This is a genomic window from Streptomyces sp. NPDC050147, assembly GCF_040660195.1.
Taxonomy (GTDB): Bacteria; Actinomycetota; Actinomycetes; order Streptomycetales; family Streptomycetaceae; genus Streptomyces.
In genome coordinates this window covers 1-19,148 of record NZ_JBFALJ010000041.1, presented here as the reverse complement: position 1 = coordinate 19,148, position 19,148 = coordinate 1, and the positions used below count along the sequence as shown (strand labels likewise).

Here is a 19,148-nt window from a genome sequence, read left to right as displayed (position 1 = left end):
CTCCCCCTCCCCCTCCCTCCCCCACCCCCGCTCCCCCCACCTACCCCCTCACACCCCCGCCTCCGCGGCCACGCGCCCCTCCTTGACCGCACGCACAAGTTCCGCGTGGTCCGCCTCCGTCCGGTTCGCGTACGCCACCGCGAACGCCGCCATCGCCGTGTCCAGCTCGTCGCTCTTGCCGACGTACCCCGCGACGAGCCGCGGGTCGACGCTGTGCGCGTGCGCGCGGGCCAGCAGCGCTCCGGTCATCCGGCCGTAGTCGTCGATCTCGTCGGCGGCAAGCGCCGCGGGGTCCACGCTGCCCTTGCGGTTCCTGAACTGCCTTACCTGGAAGGCCCGCCCGGCCACGGTCGTCCACCCCAGAAGGAAGTCGCTGACCACCTGCATCCGCTTCTGCCCGAGCACCACCCGGTGCCCTTCGTGCGCGACCTCAGGCGCCGTGAAGCCCGCCCTGGGCAGATGCGGAAGCAGCGCGGAGGGCCGTGCCTCCTTGACCTGGAGCACCAGCGGCTCGCCCCGGTGGTCGAGCAGCAGCACCACATACGACCGCAGGCCCACGCTGCCCGTGCCCACGACGCGGAACGCCACGTCCTGGATCGCGTACCGCGCGAGCAGCGGCAGTCGGTCCTCGGACAGCGTGCCGACATAGTCCGCGAGGGCGGCTGCGACCTCGGCCGCCTCCGCGTCCGGTATTCGCCGGAGCACCGGCGGGGCGTCGACGAAGCGGCGTCCTTCGAAGCCGGACTCGTCCTCTGTGCGCTCGGTCGACTTGGCGGCGAACCGGGCGCTCGTGTTGTGCCGTGCCTTCTCGGAGACGCTCTCCAGGGTGCCGAGGAGATCGACTGCGTCCGTGTGCGAGACCAATTCCTCGTCGGCGATGGCGTTCCACGCGTCAAGTGCAGGGAGCTTCGCGAGCAGCCGCATCGTGCGGCGGTACGCCCCCACCGCGTCGAACGCCGCTTCCCTGCAGACGTCCTCGCTCGCCCCGGCCTCACGCCCGGCGAGCACGAGAGAGGCAGCGAGCCGCTTCACGTCCCACTCCCAGGGCCCGTGCCCCGTCTCGTCGAAGTCGTTCAGGTCCATGACGAGCCCGCCCCGCGCATCCCCGTACAGGCCGAAGTTCGCCGCGTGGGCGTCGCCGCATATCTGGGCGCCGATCCCCGTCACGGGGGTCCGTGCGAGGTCGTACGCCATCAGACCGGCGGCCCCGCGAAGAAAGGCGAAGGGCGAGGCGGCCATCCTGCCCGTCCTGATCGGGGCGAGCTCGGGGAGCCTGCTGCGGTTGGTCTCCTGCACGGCATCGACCGGATCGGGTCGTCCGTCGTCCTCGACGAACCACTCGTGCGAGGCACGGCTGACGCGCGCCCGCAGCGCCTTGCCCTCCCGCTTTGGCGAAACCACCGGAACCACCGCCCCGTCGGCACCCTCGGAGGCAGCCACACCCTCCGCGCCCCGCTGCGAGGGCCACCGCGCGAACCCCTTCACGTACGGAAGCCGAGCACTCACCGACTTCACGCCTGCGGACTTCCCGCCCCCAGGCTTCTCGCCGCGGAACTGCGCACCACTGCCGGACTCCGCACCACTACCGGTCTCGGCACCGCTGCCGGACCCTGCATCACTGTCGGACTTCACACTGTCGATACGCGCCCTGACCATTGCCCCGCCCCCGCATCCCCCGCGCCCAGGCGACCCTCTTGGGCCTCGCCTGACATCGAAGGTACCCCCGGCGGCCGGGCAGCGTCAGAGCCTGTGGATAACCTCGATTCCTTCCCTGCTCGCCCCGGTTTCCCTGTTCCTCACCTGCCGCCTCCCTTCCCCGCCCCGTCCGTCGGCTCCCATGCGGCCACCAGGTCGAGCAGTCCGGGAAAACGCGCGTTGAGATCGTCGATCCGCACCTGGCTGCGGCGCTCTGGTCCGTACTGGCGCTGCCGAGTGAGGCCCGCGTCCCGAAGGGCGCGGAAGTGGTGGGTGAGTGACGACTTCGGCCGGGCCAGTCCGAACCAGCCGCAGGAGTGGTCGAAGCTCTCGGAGTCGAGCAGGAGCTTGTGTGAGTACGACGGTCAGCATGGCCGCCCTGATGGCCGCCGTGCACACCTCGTCGGTCGTGCTGTTGATCGCCGCGGCCGTGCTCGCGGGCGCCGGCCAGGGCATGGGTCAGCTCGGCGGCCTCTCACTGCTCAACGCCGCGGTCCCCTCGCAACGCCTGGCCGAGGCCAACGCGGCGCTCAATGTGGGGGGTTACGTACCGGCCGGCATCCTCCCGGTCGTGGCCGGGTTCCTCAGCGACGCGGTCGGACTGACCACCGGCTCCACGTTCTTCGTCGTCGTCCTGGCGACCATGGCGGTCTGCGGTGGCCTGGTGGCACTGGCCCGCCGTCACACCACCGACGCCGCACACGACGCCGCATGGCTACCGGCCGCCGGCCTCGCCCCAGCCGCCCGGCTCTGACCGCCCGCCCCGCCACCCCGCCCTGGCCGCGGAGGCCCAAGGAGCCCCCGCAGTGATATAGCTCACCGCGACGCCCCCTCCGCCGTGATCTCCCGTGGCGCAACCCACCCGGAACACCGTCCGGAAAACCACCCCGAACACGAGAAGCGGGCCTCCACCAGGACTTTCATCCTGGTGGAGACCCGCTTCACATGGTGCGCGAGGGGGGAGTTGAACCCCCACGCCCTTTCGGGCACTGGAACCTGAATCCAGCGCGTCTGCCTATTCCGCCACCCGCGCATGGGTGTTGTCTTGGGTCTCTCACCGCTTGGTCCACTTGGTGCGAACACTGTTCGGTGCGAGCGCCTTTCGACATGCAGAAGATTAGCACGCTGGCAGGGGTGGGTTCACATCCGTATTCGGGGGCACCTGCCCAGGAGATCCGGAGAGATCCGGAGAGATCCAGGTCCGTCCGACCGACTTGCGCCGTACCCGGCGAAGCACCGCAGTCGGGTGCGCGACACTGGTTTGAGGCCCCCTCTACGATCCCTGGTGAAGGAGGCTGAGAGGAGCGCGGACGGATCCCGGAACCCTGGTGCGGGCATGCCTTGTGAGAGGCGACACTCATCGACTGGGCGGACAGGGGGAACCAGCCGATTTCCCGGCGCGTGGATACGATCAGTAAGCAGTACCAGGATGACTACGACGGAGGAGGTGCCCCATGGGAGTCATGAAGAAGTTCGAGCAGCGACTCGAAGGTCTCGTCAACGGCACCTTCGCCAAGGTGTTCAAGTCCGAGGTCCAGCCCGTCGAGATCGCCGGCGCCCTGCAGCGCGAGTGCGACAACAACGCGACGATCTGGAACCGCGAGCGGACCGTCGTCCCCAATGACTTCATCGTGGAGCTCAGCGCGCCCGACTTCGAGCGCCTGAGCCCCTACTCGGGACAGCTCGGCGACGAGCTCTCGGGGATGGTGCGCGAGTACGCCAAGCAGCAGCGGTACAGCTTCATGGGCCCCATCAAGGTCCACCTGGAGAAGGCTGAGGACCTCGACACGGGTCTGTACCGGGTGCGCAGTCGCACGCTCGCGTCCAGCACCTCCCAGAGCCCTGACAGCGCCCCGGCAGGGCCCTCGGCCCCCACGGGAGCCGGCCGCGGCCCCGCCAGACCTCCGGCGGGCGGCGCCGGGGGTGGCTATGGCTACCCACAGCCCTCTCAGCCCTCCAGCGCTCCTCCCATGCCCGCCGCGCCGCCTCCCGGCGGCCGTCCGGGCGGACCCGCACCGGTGCCCAGCCGCCCTCAGGGGCCGGGCGCCGGACCTCTTCCGGGTGCGCAGGTGCGGCGCTGGATCGAGATCAACGGCAATCGCCATCAGATCTCCCGCCCGACGCTGGTGCTGGGACGCAGCACCGACGCCGATGTGCGGATCGACGACCCCGGCGTATCGCGCCGGCACTGTGAGATCCGGACCGGAACGCCCTCGACGATCCAGGATCTCGGGTCTACCAACGGCATCGTGGTAGACGGGCAGCACACCACCCGCGCTACGCTCCGCGACGGCTCGCGGATCGTCGTGGGCCAAACCACCATCGTTTACCGGCAAGCCGAAGGGTGAAGCGGGGGCAATGTCAGAGCTGACCCTGACGGTCATGCGGCTGGGTTTCCTAGCCGTTCTGTGGCTGTTCGTGATCGTGGCCGTCCAGGTCATCCGTAGCGACCTGTTCGGAACACGCGTCACACAGCGCGGCTCGCGCCGCGAGAACGCGCGACCGCAGCAGGCCGCACGCCAGCAACAGCAGGCGGCGGCAACTCCACCTCCCCAGCGCCAGCAGCAGGGCGGCGGGCGGCAGCGCCGTGGCGCCCCCAGCAAGCTGGTCGTATCCGAAGGGATCCTCGCGGGCACGACGGTCGCCCTGCAGGGCCAGACGATCACGCTGGGCCGGGCGCACGACTCGACGATCGTGCTGGACGACGACTACGCGTCCAGCAGGCATGCCAGGATCTACCCGGACCGTGACGGCCAGTGGATCGTCGAGGACCTCGGGTCCACCAACGGCACGTATCTCGACCGGACCCGACTCACCACCCCGACGCCCGTTCCGCTGGGCGCGCCGATCCGCATCGGCAAGACCGTCATCGAGCTGCGGAAGTAGTACGACAATGAGCGAGCGGAGCGAGCGAGCCGACGCGGTCCACACACTGGACGCCAGCGCGCTCCCGACCGGAGGGTGGGCACCGTGCGGATGTACCCGGAGCCGACGGGCGAGGTGCGCATGAGTCTGTCTTTGCGCTTCGCCGCCGGATCGCACAAAGGCATGATCAGGGAGGGGAACGAGGACTCCGGTTACGCCGGTCCGCGTCTGCTCGCGATCGCCGACGGCATGGGGGGCCAGGCCGCGGGTGAGGTGGCCAGCTCCGAGGTGATCTCGACGCTGGTCACCCTCGACGACGATGTACCGGGATCGGACATCCTCACGTCGCTGGGCACCGCCGTGCAGCGCGCCAACGACCAACTGCGCCTGATGGTCGAGGAGGACCCCCAGCTCGAGGGCATGGGGACGACCCTGACCGCGCTGCTGTGGACGGGGCAGCGCCTCGGTCTCGTACACGTGGGCGACTCGCGCGCCTATCTCCTGCGGGACGGCGTCCTCACGCAGATCACCCAGGACCACACCTGGGTGCAGCGCCTGGTCGACGAGGGCCGCATCACCGAAGAGGAAGCCACCACCCACCCGCAGCGCTCCTTGCTGATGCGCGCGCTGGGCAGTGGTGAGCACGTCGAGCCGGACCTCTCGATCCGTGAAGTCCGCGCCGGCGACCGCTACTTGATCTGCTCGGACGGTCTGTCCGGCGTCGTCTCGCACCAGACGATGGAGGACACCCTCGCGAGCTACCAGGGCCCCCAGGAGACCGTGCAGGAGCTCATTCAGCTCGCGCTGCGCGGCGGTGGCCCCGACAACATCACGGTGATCGTCGCCGATGTCCTGGACATCGACAGCGGCGACACCCTCGCGGGACAGCTCTCCGACACCCCCGTGGTCGTCGGCGCTGTCGCCGAGAACCAGCTCCAGGCGCAGGACGACGGCGCCATGCAGACGCCCGCGGGCCGCGCGTCCGGTCTCGGCCGCCCCGTGCCGCCGCAGCCCTCCGGAGGCGGCTTCGGGCCGCCCGGGAGCGGAGACACGACGGGGTACGTGCCCGAGGGGAGCTTCGGAGCGTTCAGCGACGAGGACTTCGTGAAGCCCGGCGGCGGCCGCAAGTGGCTCAAGAGATCGCTCTACACCGTGCTCGCCCTGGCGGTCATCGGCGGCGGCCTGTACGGCGGCTACCGCTGGACCCAGACCCAGTACTACGTCGGCACGAACGACGAGAACGTCGCCCTGTACCGCGGCATCGACCAGGATCTGGCGTGGGTCAGCCTGTCGAAGGTCGAGGAGAACTACCCCAAGATCGAACTCAAGTACCTGCCGCCGTACCAGCGCAAGCAGGTCGAGGGGACCATCCCCGAGGGCAATCTCGACGACGCCAAGAGCAAGATCGAGGAGCTCAGTATGCAGGCCTCGGCCTGCGAGAAGGACGCCAAGCGCCGCGAGGCCGAGCGCGAGAACGCCAAGCCCGGCGAGGGCGAGGCGGGCGGCACGACCGGCCTGGCGGCCAAGGCCCCCACCGACGATCCGACCGATCCGGCGGACAAGAACGACACGAACGACACGAACAACTCGACCGACAAGAACAAGTCCACGACCGCACCGACTCCCACACCCGGCCCCAGCCTCTCCGAGGACGAGGAGAAGCTGGTCCCACTGTGCGGTAAGCAGTAAGCAGCCGTTGGGGGCCTTTGCACGCCATGAGCAGTAGCACTACACACACGTCGACCATCGGCGCGATCGGGGCGCCGAGCAGGCGCAACACCGAGCTCGCGCTCCTCGCGTTCGCCGTCGTCATCCCGCTGTTCGCCTACGTCAACGTGGGCCTCGCGATCGACGGCGAACTGCCTTCCGGCATGCTCGGCTACGGCTGCGGTATCGGCCTGCTCGCTGCCGTCGGCCACATCGTGGTGCGCAGGTTCGCGCCCTACGCGGACCCGCTGCTGCTGCCGCTCGCGACGCTGCTCAACGGCCTCGGTCTGGTGGTCATCTGGCGCCTGGACCAGTCGGAGAAGCTGCAGGGCCTCGCCAAGGCGGCGACCGGCTCCTTCAGCCCCTCCGCGCCCAAGCAGCTGATGTACTCCGCCATCGGCATCGCGCTCTTCGTGGGCGTGCTGCTGCTGCTCAAGGACCACCGTGTCCTGCAGCGCTACACGTACATCTCGATGGTCGCGGCCCTCGTTCTGCTGCTGCTGCCGCTCGTGCCGGGCCTCGGCATGAACATCTTCGGCGCCAGGATCTGGATCAGCGTCGCCGGTTTCTCCATCCAGCCCGGTGAGTTCGCGAAGATCGTCATCGCGATCTTCTTCGCCGGCTATCTGATGGTGAAGCGCGACGCGCTCGCCCTGGCCAGCCGCCGCTTCATGGGGCTCTACCTGCCGCGAGGCCGTGACCTGGGGCCGATCATCGTCGTCTGGGCGATGTCCATCCTCATCCTGGTCTTCGAGACCGACCTCGGTACGTCGCTGCTGTTCTTCGGCATGTTCGTCGTGATGCTGTACGTCGCCACGGAGCGCACCAGCTGGATCGTGTTCGGTCTGGTGATGTCCTCCGTCGGCGCCGTGGGTGTGGCCACGTTCGAGCCGCACGTGCAGGAGCGTGTGGACGCCTGGCTGAACCCGTTCTCCGACGCCGTCATCGCCTCCACGGGCAGTGACCAGATCGCCCAGTCCCTGATGGCGTTCGGCTCGGGCGGTGTGCTCGGCACGGGCCTCGGCCAGGGCCACTCCGACCTGATCGGCTTCGCCGCCAACTCCGACTTCATCCTCGCCACCTTCGGCGAGGAAATGGGGCTCGCCGGTGTCATGGCGATCCTGCTGATCTACGGGCTGATCGTCGAGCGCGGTGTGCGTACGGCGCTCGCCGCCCGTGACCCGTTCGGCAAGCTCCTGGCGATCGGCCTGTCCGGCGCCTTCGCCATCCAGGTGTTCGTCGTCTCCGGCGGCGTCATGGGTCTGATCCCGCTGACCGGTATGACCATGCCGTTCCTCGCGAACGGCGGTTCCTCCGTGATCGCCAACTGGGCGCTCATCGGCATCCTCATCCGTATCAGTGACACCGCACGACGCCCCGCGCCGGCCCCCGCCCCCAACCCCGACGCCGAGATGACCCAGGTGGTCCGACCGTGAACAAGCCCCTGCGCCGGATCGCCGTCTTCTGCGGGCTGCTCGTCCTCGCCCTGCTCGCCAGGGACAACTGGCTCCAGTACGTACAGGCCGACACCCTGGCCAAGCACGACAAGAACCGCCGGGTCTCCATCGAGCGGTACGCCCAGCCGCGCGGCGACATCATCGTCGACGGCAAGGCCATCACCGGCTCCAAGGAGGCCGGCAGCGGTGACTTCAAGTACAAGAGGACGTACAAGAACGGGCCCATGTGGGCACCCGTCACCGGCTTCGCCTCGCAGCGCATCGGCGCCACGCAGATCGAGTCCCTTGAGGACGGCATCCTCACCGGCAACGACGACCGGCTCTTCTTCACCCGCAGCCTGGACATGATCACGGGCAAGAAGAAGGAGGGCGGCAACGCCGTCACGACCCTGAACGCCGCCGCCCAGAAGGCCGCGTACAACGGCTTGAAGGGTCTCGGCAAGGGTGCGGTCGCCGCGCTCGACCCGTCGACCGGCGCGATCCTGGCGCTGGCCTCCGCTCCTTCGTACGACCCCTCGACCTTCGCGGGCAACACGAACGAGGAAGCCGAGCAGTTCGGGAAGCTGGACAAGGACAAAGACCAGCCGATGCTCAACCGCGCCCTGCGCGAGACGTACCCGCCCGGCTCCACCTTCAAGGCGGTCACCGCCGCGGCGGCCCTGGAGCACGACCTGTACAACGACATCGACGCACCGACCAAGTCGCCGCTGCCCTGGACGATGCCCGACACGCAGACCCCGCTGAAGAACGAGGGCGACATCCCCTGCAAGAACGCCACGCTGCGCGAGGCGCTGCGGGTGTCCTGCAACACCGTCTTCGGCAAGATCGGCTCGGACCTCGGCAAGGACAAGATGCTCGAGACGGCCGAGAAGTTCGGCTTCAACGAAGAGCAGTTCGTGCCGGTCCGTTCGAACGCCTCCGTCTTCCCCAAGGAGATGGACCGTCCGCAGACCGCGCTCTCCTCCATCGGCCAGTTCGAGACGGCCGCGACGCCGCTGCAGATGGCCATGGTCGCGTCGGCCATCGCCAACGACGGCAAGCTGATGGAGCCGTACATGGTCAGCGAACTGCAGGCGCCGAACCTCGACGTGATCGAGAAGCACGCGCCCAAGGAGATGAGCCGTCCGCTCTCCGAGGAGAACGCCCAGAAGCTCCAGGACATGATGCAGACGGTCATCAACGACGGCACCGGCCGCAACGCCAAGATCCCCGGCGTCACCGTCGGTGGCAAGACGGGTACGGCCCAGCACGGCGTCGACAACAGCGAAAACCCGTACGCCTGGTTCATCAGCTACGCCAAGACCGACTCCGGTTCGCCGGTGGCCGTCGCCGTGGTCGTCGAGGACAGTGCCGCGAGCCGCGACGACATCTCCGGTGGTGGTCTGGCCGCCCCGATCGCCAAGGACGTGATGAAGGCGGTTCTCGACAGCAAGAAGTGACCCCCGTCACGGCCTCTTCACATCAGTGCACGTTGCGATACCGGTCCTGTATCGGGTGACGGTGGCGGCCGGGTCACGTAAGGCGAGCCGGGTACCGTATGCCCGGACAGCACACCGCCGGACCACACAAAGGTGCGGTCGGGACTGACGGAGAGGGCTGGATTAGCTATGGAAGAGCCGCGTCGCCTCGGCGGGCGGTACGAGCTGGGCCAGGTGCTCGGCCGGGGCGGGATGGCGGAGGTTTACCTCGCGCACGACACCCGCCTCGGACGCACCGTGGCGGTGAAGACGCTGCGCGTTGACCTCGCGCGCGACCCGTCATTCCAGGCCCGGTTCCGCCGCGAGGCCCAGTCGGCCGCCTCGCTCAACCATCCTGCGATCGTCGCGGTCTACGACACCGGCGAGGACTACGTGGACGGGGTCTCCATCCCGTACATCGTGATGGAGTACGTCGACGGCTCCACCCTGCGTGAGCTGCTGCACTCCGGGCGCAAGCTGCTGCCCGAGCGTGCCATGGAGATGACCATCGGCATCCTCCAGGCCCTTGAGTACTCCCACCGCAACGGCATCGTCCACCGCGACATCAAGCCCGCGAACGTCATGCTGACGCGCAACGGCCAGGTCAAGGTCATGGACTTCGGCATCGCCCGTGCCATGGGCGATTCCGGCATGACGATGACGCAGACGGCCGCGGTCATCGGCACCGCGCAGTACCTCTCGCCGGAGCAGGCCAAGGGCGAGCAGGTGGACGCGCGCTCCGACCTCTACTCGACGGGCTGCCTGCTCTACGAGCTCCTCACGGTGCGTCCGCCCTTCGTCGGGGACTCCCCGGTGGCGGTCGCCTACCAGCACGTACGGGAAGAGCCCCAGGCCCCGAGCGTCTTCGACGGCGAGATCACGCCGGAGATGGACGCGATCGTCCTGAAGGCCCTCACCAAGGACCCGGACTACCGCTACCAGTCGGCCGACGAGATGCGCGCCGACATCGAGGCCTGCCTCGACGGCCAGCCCGTCGCGGCCACCGCCGCCATGGGCGCGGTCGGCTACGGCGGCCACCCGGACGACCAGCAGACGGCGATGCTGCGCCCGCAGAACGGCGGCGGCCAGACGTCGATGATGCCGCCGGTCGGCGGCCCTGACGACGGCTACGACGATCACTCGCGTCGCCGCCAGAAGAAGAGCAACACTTCCACGATTCTGCTGGTCCTCGCGGGGCTCCTGGTCCTGGTGGGCGCGATCCTGATCGGGAAGTGGGCGTTCACCGGGGGCGGTGGCGGCAACGACTCGATCAAGGCCCCGAACTTCGTCGGCGAGAAGCTCGCGGACGCCAAGAAGTCCGCCAAGAACGTCGACCTCGTACTCGACGCCTCCGAGCGCAAGCCGTGCGACAAGTACCCGAGGGGCGAGATCTGCTCCCAGGACCCGGGCGCGAACGCGACGGTCAGCAAGGGCGACACGATCTCGGTGGTGGTCTCCACGGGGGCGCGGAAGGTCGCGGTGCCGAAGGTCATCGGCCTGGACGTCGACGCCGCCACGGAGAAGCTGGAGAGCGACAAGTACCAGTTCGAGGTCGACACCAAGCCTGTGGAGTCCTCGGGCACCCCAGGCGAGGTTCTCGATCAGGACCCGGTCTCCGGCACCGAGGTGCAAAAGGGCAGCAAGATCACCCTTGAGGTGGCCAAGGCGGCCGAGAAATCTGTGGTCCCCGACGTCACCGGCAAGACCTGCGAAGAGGCCAAGGCCCAGCTGCAGACCAATGAGCTCGTCGGTACGTGTGAGGAAGAAGAGAGCGACTCCGTCGAGGCCGGCAAGGTCATCTCGCAGAGCCTCGCCCCGCAGACCCAGGCCGATCCCGGTTCCACGGTGACGCTGAAGGTCGCCAAGGAAGCCGAGCAGGAGCAGGCCACTGTGCCGGCCCTCACCGGCCAGAAGCTCAAGGACGCCCGCAAGGCCATCGAGGACGCCGGTCTGACGGTCGGCACCATCACGGGCCCGCAGGAGGACGACGCCCTCGTCGTCCTCTCGGATCCGCCCGCCGGCCAGCAGGTCGCACCCGACACCGCGATCAACCTGACCACGGCAGGCGGCAACCAGGGCAACAACGGCGGCGGGAACGGCGGGGACGGAGGCGGCTTCCTCGGAGGCGGCTCAGGCTTCTCCCGCGACAACGACGACTAGCCCCCGCGGCACGTAACCGAGAAGAGCCCCGGACCCCGCTCAGCAGGCGGTGTCCGGGGCTCTTTCGTGTGCGGTGCCGCAGGGCTCAGTCCAGCTCCGTCGGCGGGAGGGCTCAGTCCAGCTCCGCGGGCGGCGTGCGCTTGTTGTCGACCTTCTCGATGCGTTCCAGCTCGCCCCACACCACGTAGCGGTAGTTGGACGTGTAGACCGGCGTGCACGTCGTCAGCGTGATGTAGCGGCCGGGCTTCTTCGCGCCCGATTCCTTCGGGATGGGGTCCAGGGCCTTCACGTTGTACTTCGACGTCTCGGGAAGCATCGAGTACACCTTGTACACGTACCACTTGTCCCGGGACTCGAAGACGATCGCGTCGCCCTTCTTGATCTTGTCGATCTTGTGGAACTTCGCGCCGTGGCCGTCGCGGTGCGCGGCCAGCGTGAAGTTGCCTTCCTTGTCCTGGGGGAGAGCGGACTTGATCGGGTCCTCGTAGTAGCCCGCGGCACCGTGGTTGAGCACCTTGTTGCTGGTGCCCTTCCTGACCAGGATGTCGCCGTTGCCCATCGCGGGCACGTGCAGGAAGCCGATGCCGTCCTTGGTGTTCAGGTTCCCCGGGCCGCCCGCCCAGCGGTCGCGCACCTTGTCGCCCTGCTTGTGCGCCTCGCGGTCCGCGACGACGTTGGTCCACCACAGGGAGTAGACGACGAAGAGGCCGAGCACCAGGCCGGCGGTGATGAGGAGTTCGCCGAAGACGGTGACCGCCGTGGCGATGGGGCCTCGCCCCCGTGGCCGCGGCTTGCGCACGGGCGCGGGCGACTCGGCCTGCCCCGCGGCCTGCTCCTCGGCCCGCTCCTCGGCCCGCTCCTCGTCGTGGTCGGTCGTGGCTGCCACTGGTTCTGCCCCGTTCTCACCGTGCTAGTTGACGAGCGCGCTCGGTTTGCCCTCGCTGCGCGGTCGTTCCTCGGCCATCTTGCCCCAGACGATCATTCGATACTTGCTCGTGAATTCCGGGGTGCAGGTGGTCAGTGTGATGTACCGGCCCGGTTTGGTGAAGCCCGACCCCGGCGGGACGGGCCCGATCACCGCGATGTTGCTGGGCTGGGTCTGCGGCAGGATGCTCGCCATCTTGTAGACGAAGTACTTGTCCTGCGTCTCGACGATGATGGGGTCGCCCGGTTCGAGCTGATTGATGTAACGGAACGGTTCACCATGGGTGTTGCGATGCCCGGCGACCGCGAAGTTGCCCGTCTTCGCGTCCGGCATGGGCGTCTTGGTGCCGCCCTCGTTGTAGTGCCCGACCATGCCGCGGTCCAGGACCTTCGACTTGTCGATGCCCTCGGCGATCGGCACGACCACGTCGAGGCGAGGGATGTGCAGGAGCGCGAAGCCCTGCCCGGGTTCGAAGGCACCCGGCTTGCCCTTGCCCTTCGCCCACTTCTCCTGGAGGTCGCTGGCAGCGCCGTTGGCCTGATGGTGGGCGCGGATGTTGGTCCACCAGAGCTGGTACGTGACGAAGAGGAGCATCAGGACGCCGACGGTGATGAACAGCTCGCCGAGCCCCCGGCTCACCACGGCACCCGGGGAGGGCTTGCGCGCACGCTCGGCGCGACGGGCCTCCACGCGGGAGAGGGGGGCGGCGGGCCCCGGCGGGGCGCCGGCGGTGCTGGAGGCGCTCGGAGAGCGCGGGGCGCCCTTCTTGGCGGCCTTGCGGCGGGCGGCCCTGCCTTCCGCGGGACGTTCCGGCTCGGGCTCGACTATTCGGCGGGTGTCCGACGTACGCAGGCCGACCGTCTCGTCGTCGACCTGAGGCCGGGCGGGTTCCGGAAGCGGCTCGTACACCGGCGCGGGTCGCCGCGGGGCGTACGCGCCGTACAGCTCCTCGTACGTCGGTTCCTGCGGCTGCTGCTCCACTTGCCAGTCGCGGGCGTACTCCTCGTGGTCGTACCACTCCTGTTTTTGGGGCCGCACCGGCTCAGGCGTGGGCTGCGGCGCCGGCTCGGCGGGCCCACTGCGGAACCACGGCGAAGGATGCTGCCCCGGCAGCGGATCGGTCAGCGGATCGGCAAGGTGATCGACAGCCGCCTCGAACGCCCCGGGCTGATCGAATGCCCCAGGCTCCCCGTACGACGCGTACTGATCGTCGTCGTACGGAACTCCGGAGGAATCACGCTCGGGGCGCAACGCGGTCACGCCGTGGCCCTGCCCACCACCGGGGCCAGCCCGCTCGACCGGCCGATGGCTCCCGCGTCCCCGCACTCCACCAGCCAGTTGGCGAGCATGCGGTGGCCGTGCTCGGTGAGCACCGACTCGGGGTGGAACTGCACGCCCTCGACGGGCAGTTCACGATGGCGCAGGCCCATGATGATGCCGTCCTCCGTACGCGCGGTCACTTCCAGCTCGGCGGGAACCGTGGCCGGTTCGGCGGCGAGCGAGTGATAGCGCGTCGCGGTGAACGGCGACGGCAGCCCCGCGAAGACGCCCTTGCCCTCGTGGGCCACCAGAGACGTCTTGCCGTGCAGCAGCTCCGGCGCACGGTCCACCACTCCGCCGTACGCCACCGCCATCGACTGCATGCCGAGGCAGACACCGAACACGGGCACACCGGTGGCGGCACAGTGCCGCACCATGTCGACGCAGACGCCCGCCTGCTCGGGCGTGCCGGGCCCCGGCGAGAGCAGGACGCCGTCGAAGCCGTCCTGTGCGTGGCGCAGCTCGACCTCGTCGTTGCGCAGGACCTCGCACTCGGCGCCCAGCTGGTAGAGGTACTGGACGAGGTTGAAGACGAAGCTGTCGTAATTGTCGACGACCAGGATGCGGCGCGGGCGCTCTTCGGTACTCACTGGCCGTCCACCGTCACATCGTTGAAGGGCAGCAGCGGTTCGGCCCAGGGGAAGACGTACTGGAAGAGCACGTAGACCACAGCGAAGACGAGCACCAGCGAAAGCAGCGCCCTAACCCATGCGTTTCCCGGCAGATGCCGCCAGATCCAGCCGTACATGCCGTCCCTTCCGTAGCCGTACGGCACCAGACTAACGGCGTAGTGCCTCCGGTTTCCCGGCCTCGACGGGCTGGGTGGCGTCGAGGTGCGCCCAGACGATCAACCGGTGGCTGTGGCCCCACTCTGGCTCGCAGGTCGTAAGGGTGAGGTAACGGCCCGGTCCGTCGTACCCGGACTTGCGCGGGACCGCGTCGATGACCCCCGTGTCGCCGGGCAGCGTCTTGTAGGGCTTGTTGCCGATGCGGTACGTGAACCACGTGGTGCCGTCGGTCAGGACCACGGGATCGCCCGGCCGTAGCTTCGGGAAGTCCTTGAACGGGTCTCCGTACGTGCGGCGATGGCCCGCCACGGAGAAGTTTCCCCGCTGTCCGAGCTGCGCGGTGTCCCCGTAGTGGCCGAGGCCTTTCTTGAGGGTCTCGGTGCCGGTGCCTTCGAGCACCGGCTTGTTCCACGTGAAACCAAGCCGCGGGATGTACATGACGGCGAAGGGCTTGCCGTCCTCGTAGGGACCGGGTTTCTTCGGGGAGGACGTCTTCGAAGGCGCGTCGTCCGTATGCGCCGGCACCGATCCCCGCGCCCACTGGTCCTGCAGTGTGTCGATCTGGCTGTCCATGGCGCTGTCGGCCTTCACGCCGGTCCAGAACAGGACGTACACCACGAAGAGCACGATCAAGGTGCCGATGGTGATGCACAGTTCGCTGAACGTCCTGACGAGCACTCGCACCGACACAGGCTCCCCCAGCGGCTTACTCCACGGGCTTCGCGTAGTGGAGATCCACTGTGCCCGAGTAGCCGGGAAGAGTCATCGCCCCGTCGTCATCGACTTTCCAGCCGAGGCCGTACGCGTTCACGTACAGCATGTAGTTCTGGATCTCCGGGGAGGCGGCGAGCGCCGTCTTGAGCTTCTCCGGGTCGCCGATCGCGGTCACCTTGTACGGAGGCGAGTAGACGCGGCCCTGGAGGATCAGGGTGTTTCCCACGCAGCGGACGGCGCTGGTGGAGATGAGCCGCTGGTCCATGACCTTGATGCCTTTGGCGCCGCCCTGCCAGAGCGCGTTGACCACGGCCTGGAGGTCCTGCTGGTGGATGACCAGGTCGTTGGGCTGGGGCTCGGGGTAGCCGGGGAGCTTGGCGGTGGCGTTCGGCGGGGCGTCGGCGAGGGTGACGGAGAGCGCCTCACCGCTGAGCTTCTTGGTGCCCGCGTTCGTCTCCAGGGCCTTGAGCCGCGCGTCGTCGGCCTTCGTGCCGCCGTTGTCGCGCTCGGCCAGCGCCTCGACGTCCTCGCGCAGCGATCCGTTGGACTCGTCCAGTTTGCCGTTCTTGTGGCTGCGTTCCTCGATCAGGTCGGAGAGCTTCAGCAAGGAGGCGTCGGTGCGGATGTTCGTGCCCTTGGCCGTGTTGAAGCTGGTGAAGAAGATGAGGCCGGCAAGCGCGAAAACGGCGGCCGTCAGCAACCGGACGGGCCGCCGGCGAGGACGGCGACCCGGGCCTGTGGGGAAGTCGGCGGAATTGCTCAACGTACCCTTATCTCCTTCAGCGCCGCGGAAGCACTACGCTAACGGACGCCCGGGGGAGGGCTCAGCTCCCCGTATCGACAGGAGAGACCCTCGTGCCGAAGTCACGGATCCGCAAGAAGGCCGCCGACGATTACACGCCGCCCGCGAAGAAGGCGACGACCATCAAGCTGACCAGCCGTAGCTGGGTGGCTCCGGTGATGCTCGCGTTGTTCCTCATCGGGCTCGCCTGGATCGTCGTCTTCTACGTCACCGACGGCAAGCTGCCGATCGACCCGCTGGGCAACTGGAACATTGTGGTCGGCTTCGGCTTCATCGCTGCGGGGTTCGGCGTCTCCACACAGTGGAAGTAGCGCGACCCCCGCGGGAGCTCCACGGGAGCCGCGCGCAAGCCTTGCCCTGAGTTATCCACAGCGCTATCCACATTCCGGCTTCGGCTGGGGAAAAGGAAGACGATCTGTGGATAACCCTCTCGGTGTTGACGCCGGTATGACTGCCTGATCGCCCGCAAGACCGCACAGGCCCCTTGTCCTTCCTGGGGAAACCCAGGTCAGGGACAAGGGGCACTGTTGTTCCACACGGAATGCACAAGCACGGGCACACGCTGTGGACAACCTTGGCCATCGGACGCCAACTGTGAGCGTCAGACGGATCTTCAGACGAGCTGAGCAGTTCTGACGACCACGGTCACGAGAACCAGGACCAGCACCGCCGCGCAGGTCCCCCACTGCACGAGCGACCGCCGCTCGCGGGGAGCGTGCACCATCCCGTACGCGATCGCGACACCGGCGACCAGGCCGCCGACGTGCGCCTCCCAGGCGATGCCGCTCCAGGTGAAGGTGAAAAGCATGTTCAGCGCCAGCAGCGCGATGACGGGCCGCATGTCGTAGTTCAGGCGCCGCATCAGGACCGCGGTCGCGCCGAGCAGGCCGAAAATGGCCCCGGAGGCCCCGAGCGAGGCCTGATCCGGGTCGGCCACGACGTAGGTCAGCGCGCTGCCCGCGAGGCCGGACAGTACGTACAGCGCGAGATAGCGGGCGCGGCCGAGCGCTGCCTCCAGGGGGCCGCCGAGCCACCACAGGCCGAGCATGTTGAACGCGATGTGCCAGATCTCCTGGTGCGTGAACATCGACGTGACCAGGCGGTACCACTGACCTTCGGCGACGCCTTCGGTCGGCACCCAGGGCGCGGGCGGCCATGCCCCGATCAGGACCAGTTCATTGACCAGGCGGTCCCCCACGGCGAGGACCGCGATGAACACCGCGGCGTTCAGGCCGAGCAGGATCTTGGTGACCAACCGCGGGTCCGCGGCGATCGAGCCACCGGCGATGGTCCGCGGCTGGTTCGCCGCGGGTGCGTGCCCGGTGCCCGACCCCTCGTGCACACACGTGGGGCACTGGAAGCCGACCGAAGCGCTGATCATGCACTCCGGACAGATCGGCCGCTCGCAGCGGGCGCAGCTGATGCCGGTCTCGCGGTCCGGATGCCGGTAACAGCCGGGCAGGTTCGTTGCGTCCTGTGGCCCCTGCGGGCTGCCTGGTGCCTGGTCCATGGGGTCCCCTCAATGTCCGTACGAAGGCACAGCTACGCGCGCGTAGCGAACGCACCGCCCCGCCCTTCCTTACGGATGGGCGGGGCGGTTTGGTTCCCTCGCGGCGTGCGCCGGTGTCAGGCGGTGCGGGTCTCGATGACGACGGACTCGATGACCACGTCGTTCACCGGGCGGTCGGTGCGCGGGTTGGTCTGCGTGGCAGCGATCTCGTCGACGACCTTCTGGCTCGCCGGGTCCGTGACCTCGCCGAAGATGGTGTGCTTGCGCGTGAGCCAGGCAGTCGGCGAAACCGTCACGAAGAACTGGGAGCCGTTGGTGCCCGGCCCGGCGTTGGCCATGGCGAGCAGGTACGGCTTGTCGAAGGCGAGGTCGGGGTGGAACTCGTCCTCGAACTCGTATCCGGGGCCGCCCGTGCCGTTGCCCAGCGGGTCGCCGCCCTGGATCATGAAGCCGCTGATGACGCGGTGGAAGACCGTGCCGTCGTAGAGCCGGTCCGTGGTCTTCTTACCGGTCTCCGGGTGAACCCACTCGCGCTCGCCCTGGGCGAGCTCGACGAAGTTCTTGACCGTCTTCGGCGTGTGGTTGGGGTGCAGCAGCACCTCGATGTCGCCTCGGTTGGTCTTCAGGGTGGCGTAAAGCTGCTCGGCCACGGTCTGCCTTCCGTTGTCTTCTGTGACCTCCCGATCCTCCCACGGACCGGATTGCGACGAGTAGCCGCCGATTGGGCGCGCGCCACGGCGATCCGTGGCATTGTCGGCAAAGCAATCCCCTTGTACCGATTTGATCAGAATGATCGCACCCGGATGCCCGGCTGCGTCATGCCTCGGAGCCATCCGGAAGGCATGATCCTTGAAAGGGTGGAAAGGTGACATACCTATAAGCCACCGAGGAGGAGGATCCTGTGACCCGCATCGACAGCGTGCGCGCCGCGACCGGTTCGGCTAGGGACAGCGTGCGGCATGCCGCGGAGGCGGTGGCCCCTTACGCCGGAACGGCCAAGGAGCAGGCCGTCCAGTACGCGCACGAAAGCCGTGCCCGCCTCGCGCCCAAGGTGTCGCAGGCCGCCGAGCAAGCCCGTGCCCAGTACGGCGCTCATGTCGGCCCACGCATCGAGCAGGCCCGTGCACACGTGCCGCCGAAGGTCGACTACGCCGCGCACGAAGCCGCTCTGCGCACCCGTAAGGCTGCCAAGCAGACCCGTAAGGCGGCCAGGCAGGCCGCCGACTACTCGAAGCCGCGGATCGAGCACGCCATGGCCGCGGCTCAGCCCGTCCGTGACCAGGCCGCGTCCCGCGGTACGGCCGCGCTCGCCGCACTGCGCGGCGAGGTCACGCCCAAGGAGATCCAGCGGCTGGCCCGCAAGCACAACCGCCGGGCCCGCGCCGGGCGTCTCGCCAAGGGCCTCGTGGTCCTGGGCGTCCTGGCCGGTGGTGCGGTCGCCGCCTGGAAGTGGTGGGACAAGCAGGCCAACCCGGACTGGCTCGTCGAGCCGCCGGCCGCGACGGAGGTCCCCGACAGCACGCCGCTGACCTCGGTCGACGGCAGCGGTCAGGACGCCCTCGACCCCGAGGTCCAGGCCAAGCAGGCCGAGTCGGAGGCCGCGAACCGCGACGACCTGCGCTGATCTGTCGCGATCTGTCGCTGGTTCCAGAAACGCCGTAGGGCGGGATCACCTCAGCTGGGGGGTTGACGCCCCAAAGGGGGTGGGGGGGGGCGGGGGGATTGGAACGACAGAGCACAGGCGGGAC

18 protein-coding genes, 1 tRNA gene and 1 pseudogene are annotated in these 19,148 nt (G+C 68.5%); 9 read left to right on the top strand and 11 right to left on the bottom strand.

Going from position 1 to position 19,148, the window contains the following annotated elements:
• Positions 1 to 48 precede the first annotated feature (48 nt).
• Both AB0I94_RS39660 and AB0I94_RS39655 read right to left on the bottom strand, forming a co-directional pair.
• The gene (locus tag AB0I94_RS39660; RefSeq protein WP_363314671.1) at positions 49 to 1,656 is read right to left on the bottom strand and encodes a DUF2252 domain-containing protein; all 1,608 of its coding nucleotides are present in this window, start codon (positions 1,654 to 1,656) and stop codon (positions 49 to 51) included.
• A 140-nt stretch (positions 1,657 to 1,796) separates the two neighbouring features.
• Positions 1,797 to 2,064: pseudogene (locus AB0I94_RS39655) on the bottom strand (helix-turn-helix domain-containing protein); the annotation flags it as partial.
• Position 2,065: 1 nt separating this feature from the next.
• Between AB0I94_RS39655 and AB0I94_RS39650 the strand changes: the two are divergent.
• Positions 2,066 to 2,449: an MFS transporter gene (locus tag AB0I94_RS39650; RefSeq protein ID WP_363314670.1), complete on the top strand. Its 384-nt coding sequence runs from the start codon at positions 2,066 to 2,068 to the stop codon at positions 2,447 to 2,449.
• Between the two features lie 192 nt (positions 2,450 to 2,641).
• On the opposite strand, the gene AB0I94_RS39645 is transcribed toward AB0I94_RS39650, so the two are convergent.
• Positions 2,642 to 2,728: transfer RNA gene (locus tag AB0I94_RS39645), tRNA-Leu, on the bottom strand.
• Between the two features lie 421 nt (positions 2,729 to 3,149).
• Between AB0I94_RS39645 and AB0I94_RS39640 the strand changes: the two genes are divergently transcribed.
• The 6 genes from AB0I94_RS39640 to pknB all read left to right on the top strand — a co-directional run bounded on the left by AB0I94_RS39640 (position 3,150) and on the right by pknB (position 11,341).
• The gene (locus AB0I94_RS39640; protein ID WP_363314669.1) at positions 3,150 to 4,043 is read left to right on the top strand and encodes a DUF3662 and FHA domain-containing protein; all 894 of its coding nucleotides are present in this window, start codon (positions 3,150 to 3,152) and stop codon (positions 4,041 to 4,043) included.
• Between the two features lie 10 nt (positions 4,044 to 4,053).
• Positions 4,054 to 4,581, top strand: a complete 528-nt coding sequence (locus AB0I94_RS39635; protein WP_363314668.1) for an FHA domain-containing protein — start codon at positions 4,054 to 4,056, stop codon at positions 4,579 to 4,581.
• Between the two features lie 75 nt (positions 4,582 to 4,656).
• Positions 4,657 to 6,249 (top strand): Stp1/IreP family PP2C-type Ser/Thr phosphatase, encoded by a 1,593-nt coding sequence (locus AB0I94_RS39630; protein WP_363314667.1) that lies wholly within the window; start codon positions 4,657 to 4,659, stop codon positions 6,247 to 6,249.
• A 26-nt stretch (positions 6,250 to 6,275) separates the two neighbouring features.
• A complete protein-coding gene (locus AB0I94_RS39625; RefSeq protein WP_363314666.1) occupies positions 6,276 to 7,703 on the top strand; it encodes an FtsW/RodA/SpoVE family cell cycle protein in 1,428 nt (475 codons plus the stop codon).
• Complete coding sequence (locus AB0I94_RS39620) at positions 7,700 to 9,163, top strand: penicillin-binding protein 2 (RefSeq protein ID WP_363314665.1); 1,464 nt, start codon at positions 7,700 to 7,702, stop codon at positions 9,161 to 9,163. The genes AB0I94_RS39625 and AB0I94_RS39620 overlap by 4 nt, the downstream gene beginning before the upstream one ends.
• A 168-nt stretch (positions 9,164 to 9,331) precedes the next feature.
• Positions 9,332 to 11,341, top strand: coding sequence for a Stk1 family PASTA domain-containing Ser/Thr kinase (pknB, locus tag AB0I94_RS39615; RefSeq protein WP_363314664.1), 2,010 nt, complete (start codon positions 9,332 to 9,334; stop codon positions 11,339 to 11,341).
• Between the two features lie 112 nt (positions 11,342 to 11,453).
• On the opposite strand, the gene AB0I94_RS39610 is transcribed toward pknB, so the two are convergent.
• The 6 genes from AB0I94_RS39610 to AB0I94_RS39585 form a co-directional block, all read right to left on the bottom strand.
• Entirely contained in the window at positions 11,454 to 12,140 is a 687-nt protein-coding gene (locus AB0I94_RS39610; RefSeq protein WP_363314701.1) for a class E sortase, read from the bottom strand.
• Between the two features lie 111 nt (positions 12,141 to 12,251).
• Entirely contained in the window at positions 12,252 to 13,526 is a 1,275-nt protein-coding gene (locus tag AB0I94_RS39605) for a class E sortase (RefSeq protein ID WP_363314663.1), read from the bottom strand.
• Positions 13,523 to 14,176, bottom strand: coding sequence for an aminodeoxychorismate/anthranilate synthase component II (locus AB0I94_RS39600; protein WP_363314662.1), 654 nt, complete (start codon positions 14,174 to 14,176; stop codon positions 13,523 to 13,525). Before AB0I94_RS39600 ends, AB0I94_RS39605 begins: the two co-directional genes overlap by 4 nt.
• Positions 14,173 to 14,334: a hypothetical protein gene (locus tag AB0I94_RS39595; RefSeq protein ID WP_190083025.1), complete on the bottom strand. Its 162-nt coding sequence runs from the start codon at positions 14,332 to 14,334 to the stop codon at positions 14,173 to 14,175. The genes AB0I94_RS39600 and AB0I94_RS39595 overlap by 4 nt, the downstream gene beginning before the upstream one ends.
• Positions 14,335 to 14,365: 31 nt before the next feature.
• Positions 14,366 to 15,058: a class E sortase gene (locus AB0I94_RS39590; RefSeq protein ID WP_363314661.1), complete on the bottom strand. Its 693-nt coding sequence runs from the start codon at positions 15,056 to 15,058 to the stop codon at positions 14,366 to 14,368.
• Between the two features lie 22 nt (positions 15,059 to 15,080).
• A complete protein-coding gene (locus tag AB0I94_RS39585; protein WP_363314660.1) occupies positions 15,081 to 15,851 on the bottom strand; it encodes a DUF881 domain-containing protein in 771 nt (256 codons plus the stop codon).
• Between the two features lie 92 nt (positions 15,852 to 15,943).
• Between AB0I94_RS39585 and crgA the strand changes: the two genes are divergently transcribed.
• Positions 15,944 to 16,201: a cell division protein CrgA gene (crgA, locus tag AB0I94_RS39580; protein ID WP_363314659.1), complete on the top strand. Its 258-nt coding sequence runs from the start codon at positions 15,944 to 15,946 to the stop codon at positions 16,199 to 16,201.
• Between the two features lie 302 nt (positions 16,202 to 16,503).
• On the opposite strand, the gene AB0I94_RS39575 is transcribed toward crgA, so the two are convergent.
• Together AB0I94_RS39575 and AB0I94_RS39570 are read right to left on the bottom strand one after the other, a co-directional pair.
• Complete coding sequence (locus tag AB0I94_RS39575) at positions 16,504 to 17,400, bottom strand: rhomboid family intramembrane serine protease (RefSeq protein ID WP_363314658.1); 897 nt, start codon at positions 17,398 to 17,400, stop codon at positions 16,504 to 16,506.
• Positions 17,401 to 17,516: 116 nt separating this feature from the next.
• Complete coding sequence (locus AB0I94_RS39570) at positions 17,517 to 18,050, bottom strand: peptidylprolyl isomerase (RefSeq protein WP_160506126.1); 534 nt, start codon at positions 18,048 to 18,050, stop codon at positions 17,517 to 17,519.
• Between the two features lie 251 nt (positions 18,051 to 18,301).
• On the opposite strand from AB0I94_RS39570, the gene AB0I94_RS39565 reads away from it, so the two are divergent.
• Positions 18,302 to 19,024, top strand: a complete 723-nt coding sequence (locus AB0I94_RS39565; RefSeq protein ID WP_363314657.1) for a DUF5324 family protein — start codon at positions 18,302 to 18,304, stop codon at positions 19,022 to 19,024.
• The last annotated feature ends 124 nt before the right edge of the window (positions 19,025 to 19,148 follow it).